Genomic DNA, 24,170 nt, shown 5'->3' with positions numbered 1-24,170 from the left:
AAACCAACACAATTAAGTTACAAAAAAAAAAGAAAAAAAATTATGAAAACCGTTTCTTCAATCGTCGAAAATTACATCAAAACAAAGCCGTTTTTATTAAATGCGTTATCTCTCGGAATTATTAATTTAACTTCTCTGTCTCGGAACATTATGACCGAATTAGAAAGTGAGTTTGGTAAAGAAGTAAAACAAGGCGCTGTTGTAATGTCACTTAAAAGACTTACCGAAGAATTAGATTTTAAATTAAACCATAAAATCAATAAAGTAATCAAGAATATTGGTGAAATTACAGTTCGATCTGAGTTGACAGATTACACTTTTGCTGCGTCAGAAACTGTTTTAAACAAACAAGCTGATTTAATTTCTGATATTAATGCTTTATCTGATATCTTTTATACCTCATCTCGTGGTGTGAATGAAACCAATATAGTCGTGAGCAGCAGTGTAAATCATTTAGTTGAGAAACACTTTATGCGCGAAAAATTGATTCAGAAATTAGATAATTTGGCTTCAATTACAGTGAAATTGCCAAAAGAAAATATCGTAGTTCCTGGTATTTATTATTTTATTTTCCAACGTTTGGCTTGGGAAGGAATTATTATAAACGAGGTGATTTCGACTTCAAATGAATTTACCATTTTAGTGGGAGAAGATCAGGTTGATGTTGCTTTTAAAGTAATTAAAGATCTGAAAAACTAAATTTACATTCGATAACTCACCCACTTTGGGTTTTTATTATACAATCCTTTTGTCTTCTATTGGAAAGACAAAAGGATTTTTTTTGCATTGCTTTTTGTTATTTCCTATAAATTTTCATTTTAGCAAATAAGAATATTCTCAAAAGATAAATTCTAAATTAAATAGCATTTTACTAAAGCGTCAAAAATACACTTACTTGACAAAAAGCCACTTGCGGACTGTTTTTGTATCATTCGTTTGAAAAACGTTATAAAAATCAGAATTAAGTTTTTTTATATATAATTTGTTGCGAATAATATTTTTATATATTTGCTACCAAGTCAAACACACGACCTTCCGTTTGATCGTAAACTATAATTAGAATTAAATAAAGACTAATTAAATTGTTAGAAACAAACAACCATAGCGAAAAATTATTGCTAAGTGAACTCAAAAATGGCAACGAAAAAGCATTTCGCCAACTTTTTGATTTATACTATCAGGATATCTATGGTTACAGTATCAGTCTTTTAAAATCTAAAGAAGCAGCCGAAGAAAATGTACAGGACGTTTTTATGAAAGTCTGGTTGCATCGCGAAAACTTAAATCCGGATCAATCTTTTAAAGCTTATATTTTCACCATTGCACGAAATCAGGCTTTTAATACCCTAAATAAAGTTGCAAACGATCTGGCCCTTAAAGAAGCTGTTTTTTACGAAAGTCAAAAATCTCATGAATATGGAGATTATTCCATTCGGGAAGCAGATTGTAAAAAACTTCGGAAACAGGCCATGAAACAGCTTCCTCCAAAACGAAAACAAATATTTAAAATGTCACGAAAGAAAGGCATGAGTTATGAAGAAATTAGTCAGGAACTCGGCATCTCTATAAATACTGTCAGGAACCAAATGAGTAAAGCATTAGAATCGATGCGAGTCTTTTTTCACGTTCATGATGAAATTATCTAAACCAAAAAACCAATTTGACCATTAAAATCACTTCTTTCGGAGTGATTTTTTTTTTACTTAACCGCAAGAACGCGAGGATCTACGGAAGGTTCGCAAAGTTTTATTCATTGCGTTCTTTGCGTAGATCCTCGCGTTCTTTTCGGTTAAATCAACAGTTCGAATGACAAAAGCATGATTTCTTGCAAAAAAATTAAAAATTATTATTCATGACAGAACTCAACAAAATCAACACTTAACAAAGATTTATTCAACATCAATATGTTAAAATTTAAAAATTTATAACGTTTGAGTAGTACTCAACTTCCTTTCAACTGTATTATATAAGAACCGGACCTAAAAACAATTCGTAATGAATTCAAATTCAGAAATAAAAAGTCTTTTACAAAAATTTGTTTTAAACCAATGTACACCTGAGGAAACAAATGAAGTAATTGCTTATTACAAAAAAAATCAACTTACAGACGATTTTCCGACTGTAGAAGACATTCAAAATCTTTTGGGTGAAATGCCAAAAATGAATCAGAAAACTGCTGATGATATTTTCTTAAACATCCTGGGTGCCTCTAAAGAAGAAGAAACAACAATTTCTATTGCTCCCAAAAAATCAAATTTCAGAAAATACATTTCGATTGCTGCTTCGGTAGTTGTTTTATTAGGAATTGGAATTGCTTATCAAAAAGGAACCTTCCAGACTAAAACCGAACCAAAATTCGATTTTAAAAGTACTGATATTGTGCTACAACTAGAAAATGGAAATATTCAGATTATATCTGAAAATAATAAAGTTGAAGTAAGAGATACTGACGGAAATGTAGTAGCAAATCAAGACGGAAGTAAAATTGTTTACGACAATAATTCTGATTTAGAGAAAGTCGCTTATAACACGATCAAAATTCCGTACGGGAAAAGATTTCAATTGCAATTATCTGACGGAACTACTGTTCATTTAAACTCCGGAACTACTTTAAAATATCCTGTAAAATTTATTGCCGGCGAAAACAGACAAGTATTTTTAGATGGAGAAGCTTTTTTTGATGTTACCAAAGATAAAAAACATCCTTTCATTGTAAATGCTGACAATTTGAATGTACGTGTTTTGGGAACACACTTTAATGTTTCTAATTATCCGGAAGATACGGCAACAGATGTTGTTTTGGTAGAAGGTTCAGTTGGAATGTACACTGTAAACGAAGAATTTGATGCTAATAAAAATACGGTTCTGAAACCAGGCTACAAAGGAAGCTTTGATAAAGGGAATAGCCAGATTTTAACCAAGCCTGTTATCACTGATATTTATACTTCCTGGATTAATGGCGGACTGACTTTTAGAAATATGACTTTCAAAAACATCATTACAAAACTCGAAAGACGCTATAACGTAACCATTATCAATAAAAACGAAAAACTGGCGAACGAAAAATTCAATGCTAGTTTCAGCGATGAATCAATAGAAAAAGTAATGAGTTATTTTAATGACATTCACGGCATTAATTACACGATAAAAAACAATCAAATACTAATTAAATAACCACTAAAACCAATGAAAAAACAGGATGAGAAGGTACTAGAATAAAAAAATCGGAAAGAGCTGCGAACAATTTCCGATTAACTAAGTGATTGAATATAACGAATTAACTACAATCAATTAACAAAATTATGAAAAAAAAATCAAAGAATACTGGGTTTTTATACCGAGTGTTCCAAAATGACCTAAAATTGAAACTAACTACACTACTTATTTTGGTCGCCATGTTTAATATTAGAGGGAATACTTATGCACAAAAGACAAAAGTAACCCTTGAATTAAACAATTCAACTATCGAAAAGGTTATTGAGACCATAGAACAAAAAACAGATTTCAGGTTTATTTATAAACTGAGTGACATCGATTTAGATCGAACGATTTCAATTTCTGTAAAAGATCAACCGATTAATATTGTTTTGGATAAACTTTTCAAAGGAACTCCCACAGAATTTAAGGTTAGAGATACTCAAATTATACTAAAAAAACCAGAACTTAAAACTCAGGCCGTTATATATCAAAAACAAACGGTTTCCGGAATTATTACTGATGAAAATGGTTTGCCTTTACCAGGAGCTTCTGTTCTTGAGGAAGGAACTAAAAACGGAATGGTTACTGATTTTGACGGTAAATACAAAATTACTGTTGAAAGCAGTTCTGCTGTGATTATAGTGAGTTTTGTTGGATACAAAGAAAAAAAGGTAGTTGCTAATCAAGCTGTTATTAATATTCAACTTCTTCCTGATGCCACCAACTTACAGGAAATTGTAGTTGTAGGTTACGGTTCTACAACTCGAAAAGATGTTACAGGAGCTGTTTCTTCAGTTGCTGCAAAAGACATGAATCAGGGAGCAATCGTTAATCCGCTGTCATTAATTTCAGGAAAAGCTGCTGGTGTAAATATTACGCAAATAGGTAGTGAGCCAGGTTCAGGACCAAGTGTTCGTATTAGAGGTATTTCTTCCTTAATCGGAGGAAATGATCCATTAGTTGTTGTTGATGGAATTCAGGGAAATATGGATTTATTAAATCAGGTTCCACCAAGCGAAATTGAAGCGATAGATGTTCTGAAAGATGCTTCTGCTACCGCAGTCTATGGTTCAAGAGGAGCGCCTGGAGTTATCATTGTAACTACTAAAAAGAATAAAGCCGGAAAAACTACGATGGAATATGTTGGTTATAGTTCTATCGATTTTATTCCAAAAAAATTGGACATGCTTGATGCAAACCAGTGGTGGGAAACCGCTCAAAAGTATGGTACGCCAGCTTCTGCCAATCATGGTTCAGATACAAATTGGTATGGTTTACTGACTCAAACCGGAATTACACAAACACACACACTTTCATTTGGAGGTGGTACAGACAAATTTAATTACAGAGCTTCTATAACTGCTATTATGCAAGATGGAGTTGTAATTAATTCTAGTAATCAAAAATATATTGGTCGTCTTCAGGCAACACAATTAGCTCTTAATGACAAATTAAAATTGACTTTTAATTTAAATACCGGAGTAAATAATGTAACCAGCAGTATTGGTAATATCGGAACGGCTGCTTACATGTCAAACCTTATTACAAATGCGTTATTGGCCAGACCAACAGATCCTGTTTTTAATACTGACGGAAGCTATTTTACTGATGCCACTGTATTTCATTATTTAAATCCTTATGCAGCAGCACAAGAGGTAACTAGTGAAACTCAAAATGACAACTTATTTGGAAGCTTAAAAGCAGACTTAGACTTAGGTAAAGGTTTTACAGCAAACTGGTTTGGAAGCTGGAGAAAGACAAATAGAAACGAAGGATATTACATGCCAGCAGCATCAACAGATGCTTATGCAATGGAGCAAAAAGGTTTTGGTAATATTAAAAATGACAGACAAAACGAAAAACTAACGAACCTTAGTCTTACCTACAAAAAGACTTTTGGAATCCATAGTTTTAATGCTTTGGCTTTATACGAATGGCAAAACCAAACGTATCAGGGTAGTTTTACTCAGGCAAGAGGTTTTATTAGTGATGAAGCTAGTTACAACGCATTACAGTTTGGTGATTTGTCTAAAGTAAGATCGGGTGATATCAGAACGTATAAAAATGATCGATCTTTAGTTTCCTATTTAGGAAGACTAAATTACTCTTTACTTGATCGTTATTTATTGACTGCAAGTATCAGACGAGATGGTTCATCTGTATTTGGTGCCAATAACAAATGGGGAAATTTCCCTTCAGCATCTGTGGCGTGGCAAATTAACAAAGAATCATTCATGACAAATCAAAATTTGTTTAATGAATTGAAATTACGTGTTGGATATGGTGAAACGGGTAACCAGCAAGGTCTTGGCCCACAATTTTCATTACCATTAATAGATAGTGCCGGAGCTATTTATTTTGCAGGGTCACTCATTACCAATTTTGGTTTTTCTCAAAATGCCAATGCTGATTTGAAATGGGAAACCAAAAAACAAACTAATATAGGTCTTGATTTTGCTCTTTTGGATAATAGATTAAGAGGTAGTGTAGATGTTTACGATTCCAGAACTGATGATTTATTATTTAACTATACTGTACCTCAGCCACCTTATCCCTATAATGTTGTCAGAGCAAATTTAGGAAGTATTTCAAATAAAGGACTTGAGATTGCACTTGCTTACGATGTAATCAGGACGGATAATAGTACATTGACATTAGCCGGCAACGTATCGTTTATGAAAAATGAAATACTAAGTTTAAGTGGAAGCATAAATGGTCTTCCTTTAGACACAGACTACGTAGGATGGGGAGCGCCTAACTCTTTTTTAATTCAAGGAAAACCAATCGGTGCATTTTATATCTTAGAAAGTACCGGAAAAAACAGCCAGAATGTTGAAACAGTTTTAGATCGTGACGGAAGTGGTGAACCAATTGATCAGGGTGCCAGAAGTGCAGATCGTTATTATGCAGGTTCAGCTTTACCAACTTACACATTTGCTTTTAATCCAACCTACAGATACAAAAATTTTGACGTTTCTATGTTATGGAGAGGTTCTGGAGGAAATAAAATCTACAATACACTTAATCAAAGATTAAGCATGTTGGAGAATACAGGTAGTTCAAATGTTTTGCAAAGTGCTGTTGATAAAGGAATTTTTTCTTCTCCTTATGCTTCTGACTTATGGTTAGAAGATGGTTCATTCATACGTTTAGACAATCTTACCGCAGGATATACATTCCGTTTTACAGATAAATATGTAGACAATATTAGACTTTCTCTTACCGGAAATAATTTACTACTGATTACAGATTACACAGGTCTTGATCCAGAATTAAACGTAAGCGCAAGTGGTGATCCTGCTGATAATTTTGGTGGTGATAAAGGTATTTATCCGCGTACCAGAAGTGTTGCATTTGGTTTGACTGTAAAATTTAAATAGTAAAAAGAAATGAAAATTAAAAATATAGTATTAGCAGGAAGCGCATGTTTCCTAACCCTTTTTAGCTGTACAGATATCAACGAAAATGTATACGATAAATATCAACCTGACAGCTTTTATGGTACTCCAGAAGGAGCCGATATTGCTCTTGCATCTGTATACGCAGAAATTCCTGGCGATTTTGAACGTAAAAATGTTCCTGGGGTAGGTTATGCCGGAGCAGATAACGGCTGGTATGACATGAACTGTATGTCATCAGATGAGCAGGTAATTCCGCATAGAAATGATGGTAACTGGCAACAGGATTTTGCCCGATTACATAAACATGTGTGGCTGCCAACTGAATTCATTATTAACAATACCTGGAACTGGTTATACAATGGTATTTTCAAAGCCAATTTAGCGGTTGAGTTATTAGAAAAAGCAAAAGCAGATCCTTCAAAAATTGCTGAAGCAAAAGTATTACGTGCTTTCTATTATTATTTATTGATTGATGATTTTGGAGATGTGCCTTTTTATACTGATAATAATACTACTGTTGATAAAATTCCTCAGTCAAGCCGCAAAGATGTTTTTGCATTTATTGTAAAAGAATTAACCGCGAATGTAGAATTACTTTCAGTTACAAGAGGAGGAAACTATTATGGAAGATTCAACAAATGGGCTGGTTATACGCTTTTAGCAAAAGTATATCTGAATGCTCAGGTATATACGGGAGAAGCAAAATGGGCCGAATGTTTAGCTGCTTGTAACAAAGTTAGCGAAGGTGGTTTTACGCTACATTCTGGTGCAGAGAACGCTGGTAGCCCATTAGGCAATAAATATTACGAATTATTTGGAGATGTACTTCCTGATGATGAAACAATTTTACCTATTTATGCAACGCTTGATTTAGTTTCTCGTAATATTTATGCCGTTCGAAGTGTTTATGGTCCACAGGGTACAAATATGTTTGGACTTTCTGGCTGGAACGGAACTATCGTGCCTACCGATTTCTTCCTGAAATATGCTACAAATGATATCCGAAGAAAACAATTCTTATTTGGAGAACAACCAGGCGGATTCAACTACACGCTTGAAGTGGGTTCTTTAGACAATCCTGGAGCACCTCCTCAAGCGGGCGTTCGTGATGTTAAATTTTATCCTGCCGGAGTAAAAAGTGGCGGCGGAGCTTCGAACGACTTTCCAATTTACAGATATGCTGACGTAATTTTAATGATGGCAGAATGTAACGCTCGTTTAGGAAATGCTGCTGCTGCAAAACCTTTTGTTGATCAAATCAGACAACGTGCCGGCTTGGATCCTTTGGCTGCAAACCCAACTCTTGATGATATCTATAACGAAAGAGGATTCGAATTAAACTGGGAAGGTCACAGAAGACAAGACATGATTCGTTTTGATAAATTTTTATTAGCAAACGAATTCAGACCAGCTTCTCCTGCTTACAGAAAATTGTTCCCGATCCCAACATCTGCTTTAGATGCAAACCGTGGACTTAAACAAAACCCAGGTTACTAAAAACAAAAACTATTATGAAAAAATATATAAATAAATTATTCGTATTAGGCAGTTTGCTTTTTTTAGCTACTTCCTGCGAAAGCGAAGGACAACTAACAACCTTAGCAACAGTAACTTTTCCTTCTGCGATTGAAGTTTCATCTAGTACAATCGTGCTTAAAGAAGATACTTCAGATCAATCTGCTTTACTTGTTTCCTGGCCAAAAGTAACCTATCCTATTGCTGCACCGGTAACTTATGCGATACAATTTGATTTACCTACGGATATCACAGGAAGCGAAGCCTGGGCAAAAGCTAAACGAGTTGAAGTTGGAGAAGATGTTTTAAGCAAATCATTTACTGGTTTCGAATTGAATAAAATCGCTACAGACTTAGGGTTAAAGCCTAACGTTGCAGGAGAATTAGTAATTCGTGTAGAATCTTCTATGGATCATAAAATTTATTCAGGCCCTGTTACCATAAAAGTTACACCTTACCTGAAAACCGTTGTTATAGGCGAAATCTATATGCCGGGAAGTTATCAGGGATGGGCAGTAGAAACAGCAGCTGCTTTAACAGAAATCCAATTAGGAATTTATCAGGGTTATATGACTTTACCTGAGGGTGCAGGTCCTGGATTTAAATTAAATAAAGGAAGAAACTGGGCTCAATTCTTCGGGGCAGGTGCCACAAACTCTGATTTAAAGAACATGAGTGACACTGATTTTACTCTTCCGGGAGCGGGATCATATCAAATAAAAGTAAACTTAAATACTTTAAAATGGAGCTCTACTCCATATGCATGGGGAATTGTTGGAACTTCTCAAGCGGGTGGTTGGGATAATAGTACTCCTATGAGCTACGATCATCAAACCAAAACATGGAAAGTGACTGCCAACTTAGTTCCAGGAGCTTTAAAATTCAGACTAAATAATAGTTGGACTATTAACTACGGACCAGCAGATCCTTCAACAAACACTATTAATTTAGATAATGGAGGCGCTTATGATATTCCTGAAGCAGGCCTTTACGAAGTTACTTTCAAAATTAATGAAACAGACCCTGTAAGTACTGGTTACCCAAAAACGGCAACTTGTACTATAGTTAAAAAATAATCTATCATTAAAATAAGCTAGATTAGTTTGAGTGATACCTGCCTTTTTTGAGCGAAAGGCAGGCTATCTTAAACTTTATACTTATTTAATAAAATTAAAAAAATATGAAATCAAATATAAACATCGTTTATACGGTATTACTTGCATTAGCATTTATTTCGTGTAGCTCTTCTGATGACAACAATCCGGCTCCAAGTTCTCCATACCAACAATATGGTGCTTCTTTCGAAAAAATGCCAAAGAAGGAAGACGCCATAATTTATCAGGTAAACATTCGTGCTTTTAGTCAGGCCGGAACACTAAAAGGTGTTCAGGACAGACTTACGCAAATTCAGGAATTGGGTGCAAATGTCGTTTATTTAATGCCCGTTTATCCGGTTGGAAAAGTAAAAGCTTCTGGAGAATTGGGTTCTCCTTATGCAGTAAAAGATTATAAAGCAGTAAATCCTGATTTTGGTACTTTGGCAGATCTTCAGGTTTTGGTTGAAGAAGCGCACAAAAAAAATATGGCAGTAATTCTTGACTGGGTTGCCAATCATACTGCATGGGATAATGCATGGATTACACAACATCCAAATTGGTATCAAAAAAATGATAAAGGAGAAATCATCATTCCTCCAGGAACAAATTACAATGATGTTGCGCAATTAGATTTCAATAATACTGAAATGAAAGACGCTATGATAGATGCTATGTCTTACTGGGTTTACAATGCAAACATTGATGGTTTTAGATGTGATTATGCTGATTTAGTTCCGCAAAATTTTTGGTCCGATGCAATTACTAAATTAAGAAGCATCAAAAAAAATCAAAATATCTTAATGCTTGCTGAAGGTACAAAAGTGAATCATTTTGCTTCTGGTTTTGATTATACATTTGGATTTAACTTTTTCTCAACTTTAGAAAAACTATTCAAAGAAAATAAACCTGCCACTACTATTCAGGAAGCAAACGCTGCCGAATATGCAAACAATTACAACCCTGAAAACAGAATTGTAAGATATACCAGTAATCATGACGTAAATCTTGCAGAAGGAACACCTTATGAACTTTTTGGAGGTAAACAAGGTTCTATCGCTGCATTTGTTGTCGCTTCTTATATGAAATCTGTTCCAATGATTTACAACGGACAAGAAGTGGGATACAATAAAAGAATCAATTATTTTGCAAAAACACCAATCGACTGGTCAACTGCTGATGCATCTGTTTTGGCAGAATACAAAAAAATAATTGCTTTTAGAAATTCAAGCAATGCCATAAAAAAAGGAACTTACACAGGATATAGCAGTACTGAAGTAAGCGCTTTTACAATGGTAAACGATGCAGAAAAAGTTTTGGTTCTTTCTAATTTAACAAGTTCAGCGGTTAAATATCTGGTTGCTCCTTCATTAAAAGGGACATGGAAAGATGCTTTCACGGGAACTTCGGTTACTGTTGGTGCCGAATTAATGTTACAACCTTTTCAATATTTAGTGTTGAAAAACTAATACCAAAGCAACTTTATAAATTAGATTTGCAAAAAACTAAATAACATGAATTTTCAATCCCAAAAAATGCTTCAAATTCGTTTGAGCAAAAAACTAGCGCTTTTACTTTTTATGTGCGTCAACTCCGTATGGATTCAGGCACAGGAAATAACTTCGCCAGACAAAAATCTTTCCTTAAAATTTGAATTGAAAGAAGGCGGAATTCCGTCTTACCAATTATCATATAAACAAAAAGCAGTTATAAAACCAAGTTCTTTGGGTTTAGAACTACAAAATTTGCCTTCGTTTTTGGATGGTTTTACCGTTACAAATACAGCACAATCTTCTGTTGATGAAAATTGGAATCCGGTTTTAGGAGAAGAAAAAACCATTCGTAATCATTATAACGAATTGGTTGTTACTTTAGCGCAAGCGAAACAAAACAACAGATACATTCGCATTCGTTTCCGTTTATTCAACGACGGATTAGGTTTTAGATATGAATTTCCAAAACAAAATGACCTGAGTTATTTTGTAATTAAAGAAGAGCGTTCTGAATTTAATCTGGCTGGAAATCATAAAATTTTCTGGATTCCGGGAGATTATGATACCAATGAATATGCTTACACGACTTCGAAAATTTCTGAAATTCCTTCGTTGATGAAAAAAGCAACGATCGATATCAATTCACAATGGCCAATAAAAGAACTTGCTGTGCAAACGCCATCCATGATGAAATCTGATGACGGTTTATACATCAATATTCACGAAGCAGGATTAATCAATTATCCGGCAATGTATCTTGAAGTTGATGCTGTAAACAACAAAATGCGCAGTCATTTAGCTCCAGACGCTGTTGGTGCAAAAGGTTATATGCAAACTGATGCACAATCGCCTTGGAGAACTATTGTGGTAAGTGATAAAGCAACAGATATTTTGGCTTCAAAATTAATTCTGAATCTTAATGAACCTACAAGTTACAAAGATGTTTCCTGGATAAAACCGGTAAAATTCATCGGAATTTGGTGGGAATATTTCGTAGCCGGAAGAAGTACTTGGGCTTTTGGAAAAGAGAACAATGTGAAGTTAACTGATGATTTTACAAAGCTTACGCCGAATGGAAAACACGGAGCTACAACTGAAAGAGCAAAAGAATATATTGATTTTGCTTCTAAAAATGGTTTCGATGCGATACTTATCGAAGGATGGAACATTGGCTGGGAAGACTGGATCAACAACTGGAAAGAGGAAGTTTTTGATTACGTAACACCTTATCCGGATTTTGATGTAAAAGCGGTTCATGAATATGCAGCTTCGAAAGGAGTAAAAATTATCATGCACCACGAAACTTCAGGATCTGCAACCAATTATGAGCGTCGTTTAGATCGTGCTTTTCAATTTATGAATGACAACGGTTACGATGCAGTAAAAACAGGTTATGTTGGAAAAATTATTCCACGTGGCGAACACCACGACGGACAATGGATGGTGAATCATTACATTAACGTAGCCAAACGTGCAGCCGATTATAAAATTATGATTGACAGCCACGAAGCCGTTCGACCAACAGGTTTAAACCGAACTTTCCCAAACTGGATTGCACAAGAATCTGCTCGAGGAACGGAGTTTGAATCGATGGGAGGATTAGCACCGGATCATACTACCATTTTGCCTTTTACAAGATTAATGGGAGGTCCAATGGATTATACCCCAGGAATTTTTCAAACCGATCTTTCGTATTACGGTACTGGAAGTACACAACGTGTTAATACGACTTTGGTAAAACAATTGGCTTATTATGTTACGATGTACAGTCCGTTGCAAATGGCGGCTGATATTCCGGGGAATTACGAACGTTTTCCAGATGCTTTTCAGTTCATAAAAGATGTTGCTGTAGATTGGGATAACAGCTATGTTTTAGAAGCTGAACCAGGAGATTATATTACCATTGCACGTAAAGCTAAAGGAAAAGACGCTTGGTTTATTGGAGGAATTACAGATGAAAACTCAAGAACCGCAAACATCAAATTTGATTATTTACCTGCCGGAAAAAAATTCATCGCCACTATTTATGCCGATGCTAAAGAAGCCAATTGGAACCAAAATCCACAAAAATATACTGTAACAAAAGTTGTTGTAACCTCAAAAACAATTTTAAAACAGTATTTAGCTCCGGGTGGTGGTGTTGCAATCAGTATCAAAGAAGCAAATGCATCAGAATTAAAGGGATTGAAAAAGTTATAATTCTTCGTTGAGCATAATTATTTTAACACATAGAAACATAGATTTCGTAAACTCCAAAAAAAGGCATTTCATTTATTTAAAACACACATAGCCATCTATGTGTGAAGAAATTTGTTTCTTTTTTTGAACTCTTTTTACGCCATAATATCTATGTTTCTATGTGTTAGATAAAATCGTTATGCACTATACTCAACGATTATAATTAGATTAAAAATTTTACTACTTGAAAACTATTAACCACAAAATGTTTGTCAAATTTAAAACAATGCGAGTGAGAATGAATTTTAGTTAAAGATGCTGACAAGCATGCAAAAAAACCGAAATTATGAAAATCAAAATTACCACTAGATTATTTCATTTCACGAAAACGCTTATCTGTTTTCTATTATTATTTGCAAGTTCCGTTTATGCACAAGATCCGCCTCAATACGGCACGCCATTCGCTGGTGTCCCGGATACCAGAGATGTAAACATGTATCAGGTACATATTCGCCCGTTTAGTGCTAACGGAGATTTAGCCGGAGTAACCGCCCGTTTAGATAATATAAAAGCACTCGGTACGAACGTTATTTATTTAATGCCCATTTACCCACACGGTACCGATTCCAGAAGTTCGCCTTCGCCTTATTGTATTAAAGATTTTAAAGCCGTTGGATCAGAATATGGATCTCTTTCAGATTTAAGAACTTTAGTTGATGGTGCTCACAGCCGTGGAATGGCTGTTATTTTAGACATCGCCATCAACGGGACTTCCTGGGATAATGTCTGGACCGTTTCGCATCCGGAATATTATATGAGAAGTGGTACAACCATTCAGCAATTAGGAAACTTCTCCGATATTGCCGCTCTTGATCTTAATAGTTCGGCTACTCGAAATGCTATCAAAGATGCCATGCGCTACTGGATTTACGCAGCAAACGTTGACGGATATCGTTGCGATTATGCCAATAATCCTCCTTTAGATTTTTGGTCTGAAGTTAATACTAACCTTAGAGGAATTTCATCTCATAAATTATTAATGCTAGCCGAAGGAGACAGACAAGAAAACTTTCAGGTTGGTTTTGATATGAATTATGGAGACAGATGGTTTCATGCCGGTTTATATGATATTGCCAGTGGAGGACCGGTTTCTCAAAGAATCCAGGATCAGACTACTTATGAATATGCGAAAGCAACCGGTAATCAGCAAATAGTTAGATATACTGGTAACCATGATACTTATACGAATGATGATGGCGTAAGAAGACCAATTATCGTATTCAAAAGTCACAACGGAATTGTTGCTAATTTCTTAGTCTCAGCTTATATGAAAGGGGTTCCTTTCTTAATGAGCGGACAAGAAATCGACTACGAGCCAAAAACAGACTGGCCTTGGACAAACTTCAAATTCAACTGGTCACAAAATCCAACTGCAGCTGCAGATTTCGCCAAAATCTTAAATTTCAGAACTTCAAGTGCTGCTGTCAGACGTGGAGATTTGACTACGTATGCGAATGATGATATCAGTATTTTTACCAAAACATTAGGTACTGAAAAAGTAATCGTAATGTCGAATTTAAGAAATGCTTCTAAGTCGTATGTAATTCCGGCAGCGTTAGCAGGAACTTATGTGAATCCGTACAATAATAACGCTTCTGTTACTTTAACGACAGGCGCTACAAGAACATTCGCCGCTTACGAATATTTGGTTTTAACCAATACAAACGCTCCGGTTGTAGCCGTTACAGGAGTTTCAGTTAGCCCAACCTCAGCAACTGTTGGTTTAGGATCTACGCAACAGCTTAACGCAACTATTGCGCCTTTAAACGCTACAAACCAAAATGTGACTTGGACATCGAGTAATACAGCAGTTGCAACAGTAAATGTCTCTGGATTGGTAACAGCGGTTACTGCGGGAACGACAACAATTACGGTTACTACAGCAGATGGGAACAAAACAGCTACTTCAGCCATAACGGTTGCAGCAATTCCAGTTGCTTCAGTAGCGGTTTCGCCAACAACTGCAAGTTTATATGCAGGAAATACGCAACAACTTGCAGCGACAATTTCGCCTGCAAATGCAACGAACAAAAATATAACCTGGAGTTCAAGTAATACAGCCATTGCAACAGTAAATTCAAGTGGACTTGTAACAGCAATTGCGGCGGGAACAGCCAATATTACAACAACAACTCAAGACGGAAACAAAACTGCAGTTGCTGCAATCACAGTAAATCCGAATACCAATTTTACCGTTTATTTTTATAAACCATCAAACTGGGGAACCGGAATTAAAATTTATTATTGGAGTGCTTTACCTGCTGGAGTTTTGGCAAATGCAACCTGGCCGGGAGTTAATATGACCGATGCTGGAAATGGCTGGTACAGCTATACTTTTACCAACGTAACTTCAACCAATTTAATTTTCAATGACGGAACCAATCAAACTGCCGATTTAAGCAGAAACAAAACAGGTTGGTACATGAACAATACTTGGTACGATTCGAATCCGGGAACAGTTGTGGCTGTAACAGGTGTAACTTTATCACCAACAACTTCAACATTATTAGTTGGTGCAACACAGCAATTAACTCCAACGGTTAATCCTTCAACAGCGACAAATAAAGCAGTAACTTATAGTTCTAGCAATACAGCTGTAGCAACGGTAAATTCTTCTGGATTAATAACTGCCGTAGCTGCGGGAACATCAACAGTAACCGTAACAACTCAGGACGGAGCAAAAACGGCGACTTGTGCAGTAACGGTGAACGCAACAAATGTTGCGGTAACAAGTGTTAGTTTGAGTCCTACTTCGGCATCATTAAATGTTGGCGGAACGCAACAATTAACTCCAACTGTTACTCCTGCAAATGCGACCAACAAAGCTGTAAACTATAGTTCAAGCAATACTGCTGTAGCAACTGTAAACAATTCAGGTTTGGTGACTGCCGTAGCAAACGGATCTGCAACAATTACGGTAACAACTGTTGACGGAAGTAAAACAGCTACTTGTGCAATAACAGTTTCAACTTCTACAGGAGGAAATTATTACACTATCAAAAACAGATGGACCGGAGCTTATTTATCTGATGCCGGAGCAAATGTTGGTTACGGAACAACGATTTCTGGCAACAGTTATAAATGGCAAAAAATTGCTATAGATGCGACTTATTTTGTTCTTAAAAATGTGGCAACAGGTGAATTAATTAATATCGAAAGCCAAACTGGAACGGTTCAATGTAATATAACAGATACTACTTTCTGGAGTGCGCAATGGTCAAGCGATTATATCGATGGAACATGGACAAGATTAAGAAACAGATGGCAATCAGGAAACATTATTCATATTGAAAACCAAACAGGTTCTGCTCAATACGGAAATTCTCAAGATGGCTGGTTTAGCGCACAATGGCAATTAGAGCCAACGACAGTTGGAACAGGAAAATCGGCTTTAAAAATTGATGATGTTTCAGAAGCTGAACAGGTAATTGGAATCTATCCGAATCCAGCGACTGATAGTGAATTTCATGTTTTAATGCCGGAATTAGAAAATGGAGATGCAGCAGCAATTACAGTTTCAGACATGAACGGAAGAACAGTTTTAACCGAAAGACTTTCGGCTTCAGGACAAATCAATCATCATTTATCATCAGGAGTTTATATTGTAAATATTGCTTCAAAAGAATTCAAAGTGACTAAAAAATTAATTATAAAATAAATTCGATTTAGTTTAAAATAAAATGGCGCATGAAATTTTCGTGCGCCATTTTTTGTTTATCACTATTTTTAATTTAAAAAACACATAACCACCTTACTTACAATGAAATAAAAAAAAACTAAATACGGCTATAAAAAAAAATTGAAATATTTTTCTGTTTTTTATTAACTATCAGTAATATTTTACTATATTTGCATCATAGTTCTTTGAAATATGTTTTGGAAGTTAATTACTAAGTGGAGAAGTTAAATTTTTGTTCATTTTTTTTGAACAACCCTTTATTGGGATTTAGTACACAATTCCCCTCTAAACCTGTTGAACGCCTAGGATATCGCTAAAAGTTATATCTCAAAATCATTTGATGAAATTTAAGTTAAAATCCATTTTATCAAGATAGTTTAAATCAGATTAGAATTGAATTAAAGTTGTATTATCAATGTTTCTTTTAGGAAGCAGAATTTTAAAGTGGTGCGCAGAGAGCATTGTCTACACATTTAGTAATTAGCTATTGTTAAACAAGCAGATAGCAATTCAGCTATTACTAAAAAACAAATTATATGTCTAGATTAAAAAGACTCCAAAACATCGATGGTTTACTAAACGCTATAACCTTCGCAACGAACCAGTGCTCTCTATCGGAGATAGATGCTAATTTATTACATGAAGCAACCGCTAAATTGAATAGATTAAAAATAAAAAAGGGATTGACGGACAAACATTATAAATCTGAAGTATCAGATATTGTTGCCCTCCTTATTAAATTTTTAATTTAGTCTATTATGTTTCTTCCAAAAGATTTCATCGCTTATTCCCCGACACTCTTTATTTTTTTAATCTACATATTATGAACATAGGTAAAGTCATAAAAGACACCAGAAAACAACAAGGGCAAACTCAAAAAGAGTTTGCTACATCTTGTGAAATTACTCAAACCTACCTTTCTCAAATTGAAAATAATTCCAAAGAACCTAATTTGGCTACTTTAAAAAAAATAAGTGCAAATCTAAATATTCCTTTGCCAATATTATTTTATATGTCTTTAAATGAAGAAGATATTTCTCCCGAAAAAAGAGAAGCTTTTGAAATTATAAATCCATCTGTTAAATCTTTGATCAATGAATTCTTCCGTATCAAAACATAAATTGTTTTTACCTTCAATAATTGGAGAAACAAACGAAAACATTAATAATATAATCAAAGATATAGACAGTCAATATACTGAGAGAGTTGAAGTAAAAATAGATCCTAAAACAGGAAAACCTAAAACATACTTAGATGGATCTATAAAAGAAAGAGTAATTCGCCCATCAAGAAAAAAATTAAACCTAATTCAATCCAGAATTAAAGATAGGATTCTTTCTAAAATTGAATTACCTCATAATGTTCATGGTGGCGTTAAGAAAAAAAGTAACATTACTAATGCTAAACCACATCAAGGCAATAAATATATTTTTGTAACTGATTTAAAAGATTTCTTCCCTTCAATAAAATCAAAAAAAATTCATGATCTATTTATTGAATTAGGTTACAATAAACAATTTGCTTTACAACTTACAAGATTAACTACTTGGAAAGGTGAAGTTCCTCAAGGAACACCCACGAGTACTCATCTTTCAAATATTTTCTTTCTTAAAACAGATAATGAACTTATAAAATTATGTACAGAAAATAATATCACTTACACTAGATATGTAGATGATCTAACATTTTCTTCCCCTCAAGATTTCCAATATTTAATTCCAACCTTGCTATCTGTAATTAAGAAAAGTGGCCTAAAAATTAGTTATAGAAAAACAAATTATGAAAATAAACAAACAATAACAGGTATTGTAGTTCTACTTCATAAAATTGATGCTCCAAAAAAATTAATTGCTAAATCTAAACTTGAGATAGATAATCATCCATCTTGTAAGCCATTCACTAATTACAGAGAAAGCATATTAAAAACAAATAGATAAACTCCTTCTATTCGAAACATTTTAACTTCAGTAGTGAAGCTAGGTACAAATTCTATTTTCTTAATTGTCTTTTTTTTTAAGATCTTAGAATTACAAAACATTCTTGTCTAGCCCCGATAGGACTGGAAATCCTTTTGCGCCGGGGTTCGGCGTAAAAGATTGAAAGGGATAGCGGGACTGAACGTCTTTTGAAAAACAATCTTTCTGCTTCTAAAAAATAAAAAAATTACTCTCCCAACATTTCCATCAATTCCAAAGCTCGTTTCGTAGATTTTACATTCTCAAAAGTCAATAAAAGTCGCAAACCGTTTGGTGTTTGTTTTTCTTTCATTGTACAAAGATTGCTGTGTGTCTGTACAAATTTTATCATTTTGTGAAAACGTTTGGATTGATAATAATCAGACTGTTGATCGGAAACGAAATAACCAATCATTTTGCCTTTTTTCATGACCAGTTTCTCAATTCCTACAGCTGTTGCGATCCATTTGATGCGAATGCTGTTCATCAAAGCATTGGCACGCGGCGGCATTGGACCAAAACGGTCAATTAATTTATTTTGGAAAATAACCAATTCTGCTTCGTTTTTCACGCTTCCTAATTCGTTGTACAAACTTAAACGCTCGGTGACATTATTGATATATTCATCAGAGAATAGCAATTCAAAATCGGTATCGATTTGTAAATCTTTTACGTATTCTTTTGTTTCAATATCGTTCTCTTCCGGATATAAATCTTTGAATTCATTTTCCTTCAATTCTTCGATGGCTTCGTTCATGATTTTTTGATACGTGTCGAAACCAATTTCATTAATGAAACCACTTTGTTCTCCGCCTAATAAATCTCCGGCACCGCGAATTTCAAGGTCTTTCATGGCGATGTTGAAACCGCTTCCGAGTTCGCTAAATTGTTCCAAAGCCTGAATACGTTTTCTCGCATCTTCGGTCATCGAAGAATACGGCGGACAGATGAAATAACAAAATGCTTTTTTGTTGCTTCGTCCTACTCGACCACGCATTTGATGTAAATCTGATAAACCAAAATTATTCGCATTGTTGATGAAAATCGTGTTGGCATTTGGAACGTCCAAACCGCTTTCAATGATTGTGGTTGCCACCAAAACATCAAAATCTCCGTTCATGAAACCTAGCATTAATTCTTCGAGTTTGGCGCCTTCCATTTGTCCGTGTCCAATTCCGACTCTTGCATTTGGAACCAAACGCTGAATCATTCCGGCCACTTCTTTTATATTTTCGATTCGGTTATTGATGAAGAAAACCTGTCCGTTTCTTTGAATTTCATACGAAATTGCATCACGAATAATTTCTTCATTAAAACCAACAACATTCGTTTCTATCGGATAACGATTTGGCGGAGGCGTCGTAATTACTGATAAATCTCGAGCCGCCATTAACGAAAATTGAAGCGTTCTCGGAATTGGCGTTGCGGTTAATGTCAATGTATCAACATTTGCAGCAATGGTTTTTAATTTATCTTTTACGTTAACGCCAAACTTTTGTTCTTCATCAACAATTAATAAACCTAAGTCTTTAAAAACTACATTTTTGTTGACTAATTGATGCGTTCCAATAACAATATCAAGCTTTCCTTCAGCTAAATCTTTTAAAGTCTGTGTTTTCTGTTTCGCCGTTCTAAATCGGTTTAGATAACCAATCGAAACAGGCATATCTTTCAAACGTTCTGTAAAAGTTCTATAATGTTGGTACGCTAAAATAGTTGTCGGAACTAAAACCGCAACTTGTTTACTATTATCAACCGCCTTAAAAGCAGCACGAATCGCAACCTCAGTTTTTCCGAAACCAACATCACCACAAACCAAACGATCCATTGGGCGATCACTTTCCATGTCGGCTTTTACTTCTGCCGTTGATTTGGTTTGATCTGGCGTATCTTCGTAAATAAACGAACTTTCTAATTCGTTTTGTAAATAACTGTCCGGCGCAAACTGGAAACCTTTTTCTAAACGACGTTTTGCATACAACTGAATTAAATTGAATGCAATGTGTTTGACGCGCGCTTTGGTTTTTTGTTTTAAAATTTTCCAGGCGTTCGATCCTAATTTGTAGATTTTCGGAGGCGTTCCGTCTTTTCCGTTGTATTTGGAAATTTTATGAAGCGAGTGAATACTTACGTACACAATATCATTATCAGCATAAACCAATTTTATGGCTTCCTGCGTTTTACCTTCAACTTGAATTTTCTGCAAACCACCAAACTTTCCAATTCCGTGATCAATGTGCGTTACATAATCGCCAACGGAAAGTGCGGTTAATTCCTTAAGCGTGATATTCTGTTTTTTTGAATAACCATTTTTGATGTTGAATTTATGATAACGCTCAAAAATCTGATGATCCGTATAAGCTGTTATTTGATTTTCTTCATCGATAAAACCTTGGTACAAAGGCAACACAATGGTATGATATTGCTTTCTGATATTCTCTGAATTCGCTTCATCTAAAGATTCAAAAATATCATGAAAACGTTTTGCCTGCGTTTCATTCGAACAGAATAAATAATTTTTATATCCGTTAAAATGATTGTCGCTCAGATTGTTCAACAATAAATCAAATTGTTTGTTGAAAGACGGTTGAGGCTGAATATGAAATTCAAACTTTTTAGTGGTTTTAAAAATGGGGTTTGAAGCCAATTCTATAATCGAAAAGTCCAAAGCACGTTTGATAAACGAACTCTGATTTAAGAATAATTGTTCCGGCGTGGCGTGTTTTATTTCTCCTGAAAGTTTCTGGAAAGCTTCTTCTGCTCTTGCAAATTGTTTGTCTAACTGACTAAAAAGCCCATCTGTATTTTGAATAAAAAGAACGGTTTTCTCAGCAATATAATCTAAGAAACTTTCGCGGTTTTCCTGAAAAATCTTGTTTTCGACATTCGGGATAATCGTGATTTTTTTGTGCGTTTCTACAGACAATTGGGTTTCAACATCAAAACTTCTGATGCTGTCGACTTCATTTCCGAAGAATTCAATTCGGTACGGATGATCGTTTGAAAAAGAAAAGACATCGACAATTCCTCCACGAACCGAAAATTCGCCGGGTTCTGTAATAAAATCAACTCTTTTAAATTCGTATTCAAACAAAACTTCGTTGATAAAATCAATCGAAATTTTATCATTCAAAGCAACTTTTAAAGTGTTTTTATCCAATTGCTGACGCGTCACCACTTTCTCAAAAAGCGCTTCCGGATACGTAACAATTATCGCTGGTTTTTTTCTGGAATTTATTCGGTTTAAAACCTCAGCGCGAAGCAAAACATTCGCATTATCGGTTTCATCAACTTGATAAGGACGACGGAAAGAAGCCGGATAAAAAAGTACGTCCTGCTCGCCAATCATTTGTTCGAGATCATTCAAATAATAAGCCGCTTCTTCCTTATTGTCTAAAACAACTAAAAAAGGAAGTTCTGTTTTCTTGAAAACGGAACGAATTACAAATGAAACGGCAGATCCAAGCAAACCACTAAGGTTCATTTTTATCTGATTCCCTTCCAGTAAACTTTTGGCAATCTGCTCCGTTTTCGGCAGATTGTCATAAATGGTATATAAGGCGTTTTTACTCAATTTATTGATAAATTTGGATCTTTAACCTGGTTCGGAATTGCGCGCGTTGTATCTAGCATTCTTAAGAAATCTTCTTCGCCTTCTTCTTTTGGAATTTTATTTTTCTCGACAATTTTATCCATTTGTCTTTCTAAGGAAACCAGTTCTTTGTTGATTTCTCCTATTAGAAAAGTTACTTTTTCGTCTGGAATTGTGCTTAAATGAATAAACAAATCCATCATTTTGACTTTAGTAATCAAAATAGAAATTCGGCTTTTTATTTGAGGCTGATTGAATTCTGCAGGAATATTATTGTTCAGTGCAAACGCTTTTTTTGAAATTGCAGTCGATTTTTTTTGAAATGCACCAATTGTTTTTCTTGGCTTTTCTCCAAGTTCTTTTAAAAACTCACGCCATTCATTCCATGAACTCGCATTTTTTTCTGAAGCTTCATTAATTGGTTCATCGATAAAAACCCAGGCTTTATTAATATTATTGAAGATTTTTTCGTTCTTTTTTGCTTCTTTTGCGTTTTCAGCAAGGCGTTTTTCATTATCATTCTGACATGAATTCAACACAAAAAGTACAAGCAAAAAAAGAGATATTTTATATTTCATTTGATAAAACATTAAGCTACAAAGTTACAAAGTAAATTTACAATTACGAGTGCTTTTTTTGAGGTTCTGAGATGCTGAGGTACTAAGGTTCTAAGTTTTTCAGACTTAAATTTTCGATATCAAGCTGAACGAAGTCAGATCTCTTTTTTTGACGCTGTAAAAAGCAATCTATAGCAAATTTTCAGAAGGCACAAGGACACATACATGCAGGCACAAAGACACACCTCTGAAAAAGAGAATTATCCAACAAACAAACTTTTTCATTATTGAATACATAATTTATGATTCAAAAAAACATACGTAATTGCGAAAACGTTATATTTGTGTCTCTAAAAAAACACAAATGAATCCAAAAATCTTGATCATTGGCGCTTGCGGTCAAATTGGGACAGAATTAACCCAGAAATTGCGTAAGTTATACGGAACAGAAAATGTAATTGCTTCTGACATTCGAAAATTAAATACTGATGTTGTTAATTCCGGGCCTTTTGAAGTGGTCAATGCTTTAGATTTTAACCAAATCGAACATCTTGTAGAGGTACATAAAATTACTGATATTTATTTGATGGCGGCACTTTTATCTGCCACAGCCGAAAAAAATCCTGCATTTGCCTGGGATTTGAATATGAATTCATTATTCCACGTATTAAATTTAGCGAAAGCAAAAAAAATAAAAAAGATATTCTGGCCATCCAGTATTGCGGTTTTTGGACCAACAACTCCAAAAGAAAATACACCACAATATACCGTGATGGAACCTTCGACCGTTTACGGAATTAGTAAACAAGCCGGAGAAAGATGGTGCGAATATTACCATAATATTTATGGTGTCGATGTTCGAAGCATACGTTATCCTGGTTTAATCAGTTGGTCTACGCCTCCGGGTGGCGGAACTACAGATTATGCTGTTGATATTTTCTATAAGGCTATTGCCGACAAAAAATATGAGTGCTTTTTATCGTCGGAAACCAAAATGCCAATGATGTATATGGATGATGCGATCGATGCGACTATCAATATTATGAAAGCACCTGTTGAGCAAATCAAAATACATTCTTCATATAATTTGGCTGCAATGAGTTTTACGCCAACTGAAATTGCTAATGAAATTAAGAAACATATTCCGGAATTTGAGATTACTTACAATCCTGATTTCCGCCAAAAAATTGCAGACAGCTGGCCGGCAAGTATCGATGATACTGAAGCCAGAGAAGACTGGAACTGGAAACATACTTTTGATCTTGAAACAATGACAAAAGATATGCTGGAGCATTTGGGATAGACTTAAAAAAATAAAAAAGTAAAGGCTCGTTTAATTTTCAGAAATGAATTTTAAACGAGTTTTTTTTCGTCATTTCATTCCCATACAATCATTATTATTTTATTATTATTTTCTTACATTTGAATTGCTTTTGAACCCAAAACCA

The 24,170-nt window shown here is 34.8% G+C and carries 14 protein-coding genes; 12 read left to right on the top strand and 2 right to left on the bottom strand.

The features are described 5' to 3' along the window. Nucleotides 1-42: 42 nt before the first annotated feature. The 11 genes from AC1RRN_RS16425 (at nt 43) to AC1RRN_RS16375 (ending at nt 18,555) form a co-directional block, all read left to right on the top strand. Nucleotides 43-699: a hypothetical protein gene (locus AC1RRN_RS16425; protein ID WP_008466087.1), complete on the top strand. Its 657-nt coding sequence runs from the start codon at nt 43-45 to the stop codon at nt 697-699. A gap of 383 nt (nt 700-1,082) precedes the next feature. After that, nucleotides 1,083-1,646: an RNA polymerase sigma factor gene (locus tag AC1RRN_RS16420; RefSeq protein ID WP_492968335.1), complete on the top strand. Its 564-nt coding sequence runs from the start codon at nt 1,083-1,085 to the stop codon at nt 1,644-1,646. A gap of 349 nt (nt 1,647-1,995) precedes the next feature. Beyond that, nucleotides 1,996-3,174, top strand: a complete 1,179-nt coding sequence (locus tag AC1RRN_RS16415; protein WP_492968334.1) for a FecR family protein — start codon at nt 1,996-1,998, stop codon at nt 3,172-3,174. Nucleotides 3,175-3,362: 188 nt separating this feature from the next. Further along, the gene (locus AC1RRN_RS16410; protein WP_492968333.1) at nt 3,363-6,578 is read left to right on the top strand and encodes a TonB-dependent receptor; all 3,216 of its coding nucleotides are present in this window, start codon (nt 3,363-3,365) and stop codon (nt 6,576-6,578) included. A gap of 9 nt (nt 6,579-6,587) precedes the next feature. Continuing rightward, nucleotides 6,588-8,096, top strand: coding sequence for a RagB/SusD family nutrient uptake outer membrane protein (locus AC1RRN_RS16405; RefSeq protein ID WP_492968332.1), 1,509 nt, complete (start codon nt 6,588-6,590; stop codon nt 8,094-8,096). Between the two features lie 14 nt (nt 8,097-8,110). After that, nucleotides 8,111-9,190 carry a SusE domain-containing protein gene (locus AC1RRN_RS16400; RefSeq protein WP_492968331.1) on the top strand — a complete coding sequence of 360 codons (1,080 nt, stop codon included), beginning with the start codon at nt 8,111-8,113 and terminating at the stop codon, nt 9,188-9,190. 104 nt (nt 9,191-9,294) lie between these two features. Beyond that, on the top strand, nt 9,295-10,677 hold the full coding sequence (locus tag AC1RRN_RS16395) for an alpha-amylase family glycosyl hydrolase (RefSeq protein WP_492968330.1): 1,383 nt from the start codon (nt 9,295-9,297) through the stop codon (nt 10,675-10,677). A gap of 45 nt (nt 10,678-10,722) precedes the next feature. Then, nucleotides 10,723-12,900: a glycoside hydrolase family 97 protein gene (locus tag AC1RRN_RS16390; RefSeq protein ID WP_492968329.1), complete on the top strand. Its 2,178-nt coding sequence runs from the start codon at nt 10,723-10,725 to the stop codon at nt 12,898-12,900. Nucleotides 12,901-13,225: 325 nt separating this feature from the next. After that, complete coding sequence (locus AC1RRN_RS16385; RefSeq protein ID WP_492968328.1) at nt 13,226-16,597, top strand: Ig-like domain-containing protein; 3,372 nt, start codon at nt 13,226-13,228, stop codon at nt 16,595-16,597. An 844-nt stretch (nt 16,598-17,441) separates the two neighbouring features. Next, nucleotides 17,442-17,738 (top strand): helix-turn-helix domain-containing protein, encoded by a 297-nt coding sequence (locus AC1RRN_RS16380; RefSeq protein ID WP_492968327.1) that lies wholly within the window; start codon nt 17,442-17,444, stop codon nt 17,736-17,738. Then, nucleotides 17,713-18,555, top strand: coding sequence for a reverse transcriptase family protein (locus AC1RRN_RS16375; RefSeq protein WP_492968326.1), 843 nt, complete (start codon nt 17,713-17,715; stop codon nt 18,553-18,555). Before AC1RRN_RS16380 ends, AC1RRN_RS16375 begins: the two co-directional genes overlap by 26 nt. Before the next feature lie 226 nt (nt 18,556-18,781). Here AC1RRN_RS16375 and mfd read toward each other — a convergent pair whose 3' ends face one another. Then, the gene (gene mfd, locus AC1RRN_RS16370; RefSeq protein ID WP_492968325.1) at nt 18,782-22,147 is read right to left on the bottom strand and encodes a transcription-repair coupling factor; all 3,366 of its coding nucleotides are present in this window, start codon (nt 22,145-22,147) and stop codon (nt 18,782-18,784) included. After that, entirely contained in the window at nt 22,144-22,743 is a 600-nt protein-coding gene (locus AC1RRN_RS16365; RefSeq protein WP_492968324.1) for a hypothetical protein, read from the bottom strand. Before AC1RRN_RS16365 ends, mfd begins: the two co-directional genes overlap by 4 nt. Nucleotides 22,744-23,086: 343 nt before the next feature. Here AC1RRN_RS16365 and AC1RRN_RS16360 point away from each other — a divergent pair, with 343 nt between their 5' ends. Then, a complete protein-coding gene (locus tag AC1RRN_RS16360) occupies nt 23,087-24,025 on the top strand; it encodes an L-threonine 3-dehydrogenase (RefSeq protein WP_492968323.1) in 939 nt (312 codons plus the stop codon). Nucleotides 24,026-24,170 lie beyond the last annotated feature (145 nt).

This window comes from Flavobacterium sp. GW821-FHT11G01, from assembly GCF_058808175.1.
Note: the sequence above shows the minus strand (reverse complement) of the source record. Positions and strands in the feature narration are given on the sequence as shown.

What these genes read in the sequence shown, in the direction of transcription:
- AC1RRN_RS16425 (WP_008466087.1), top strand. Translation starts at nt 43, where the DNA reads ATGAAAACCGTTTCTTCAATCGTCGAAAATTACATCAAAACAAAGCCG.
- AC1RRN_RS16415 (WP_492968334.1), top strand. Translation starts at nt 1,996, where the DNA reads ATGAATTCAAATTCAGAAATAAAAAGTCTTTTACAAAAATTTGTTTTA.
- AC1RRN_RS16405 (WP_492968332.1), top strand. Translation starts at nt 6,588, where the DNA reads ATGAAAATTAAAAATATAGTATTAGCAGGAAGCGCATGTTTCCTAACC.
- AC1RRN_RS16400 (WP_492968331.1), top strand. Translation starts at nt 8,111, where the DNA reads ATGAAAAAATATATAAATAAATTATTCGTATTAGGCAGTTTGCTTTTT.
- AC1RRN_RS16395 (WP_492968330.1), top strand. Translation starts at nt 9,295, where the DNA reads ATGAAATCAAATATAAACATCGTTTATACGGTATTACTTGCATTAGCA.
- AC1RRN_RS16390 (WP_492968329.1), top strand. Translation starts at nt 10,723, where the DNA reads ATGAATTTTCAATCCCAAAAAATGCTTCAAATTCGTTTGAGCAAAAAA.
- AC1RRN_RS16385 (WP_492968328.1), top strand. Translation starts at nt 13,226, where the DNA reads ATGAAAATCAAAATTACCACTAGATTATTTCATTTCACGAAAACGCTT.
- AC1RRN_RS16380 (WP_492968327.1), top strand. Translation starts at nt 17,442, where the DNA reads ATGAACATAGGTAAAGTCATAAAAGACACCAGAAAACAACAAGGGCAA.
- AC1RRN_RS16375 (WP_492968326.1), top strand. Translation starts at nt 17,713, where the DNA reads ATGAATTCTTCCGTATCAAAACATAAATTGTTTTTACCTTCAATAATT.
- AC1RRN_RS16365 (WP_492968324.1), bottom strand. Translation starts at nt 22,743, where the DNA reads ATGAAATATAAAATATCTCTTTTTTTGCTTGTACTTTTTGTGTTGAAT.
- AC1RRN_RS16360 (WP_492968323.1), top strand. Translation starts at nt 23,087, where the DNA reads ATGAATCCAAAAATCTTGATCATTGGCGCTTGCGGTCAAATTGGGACA.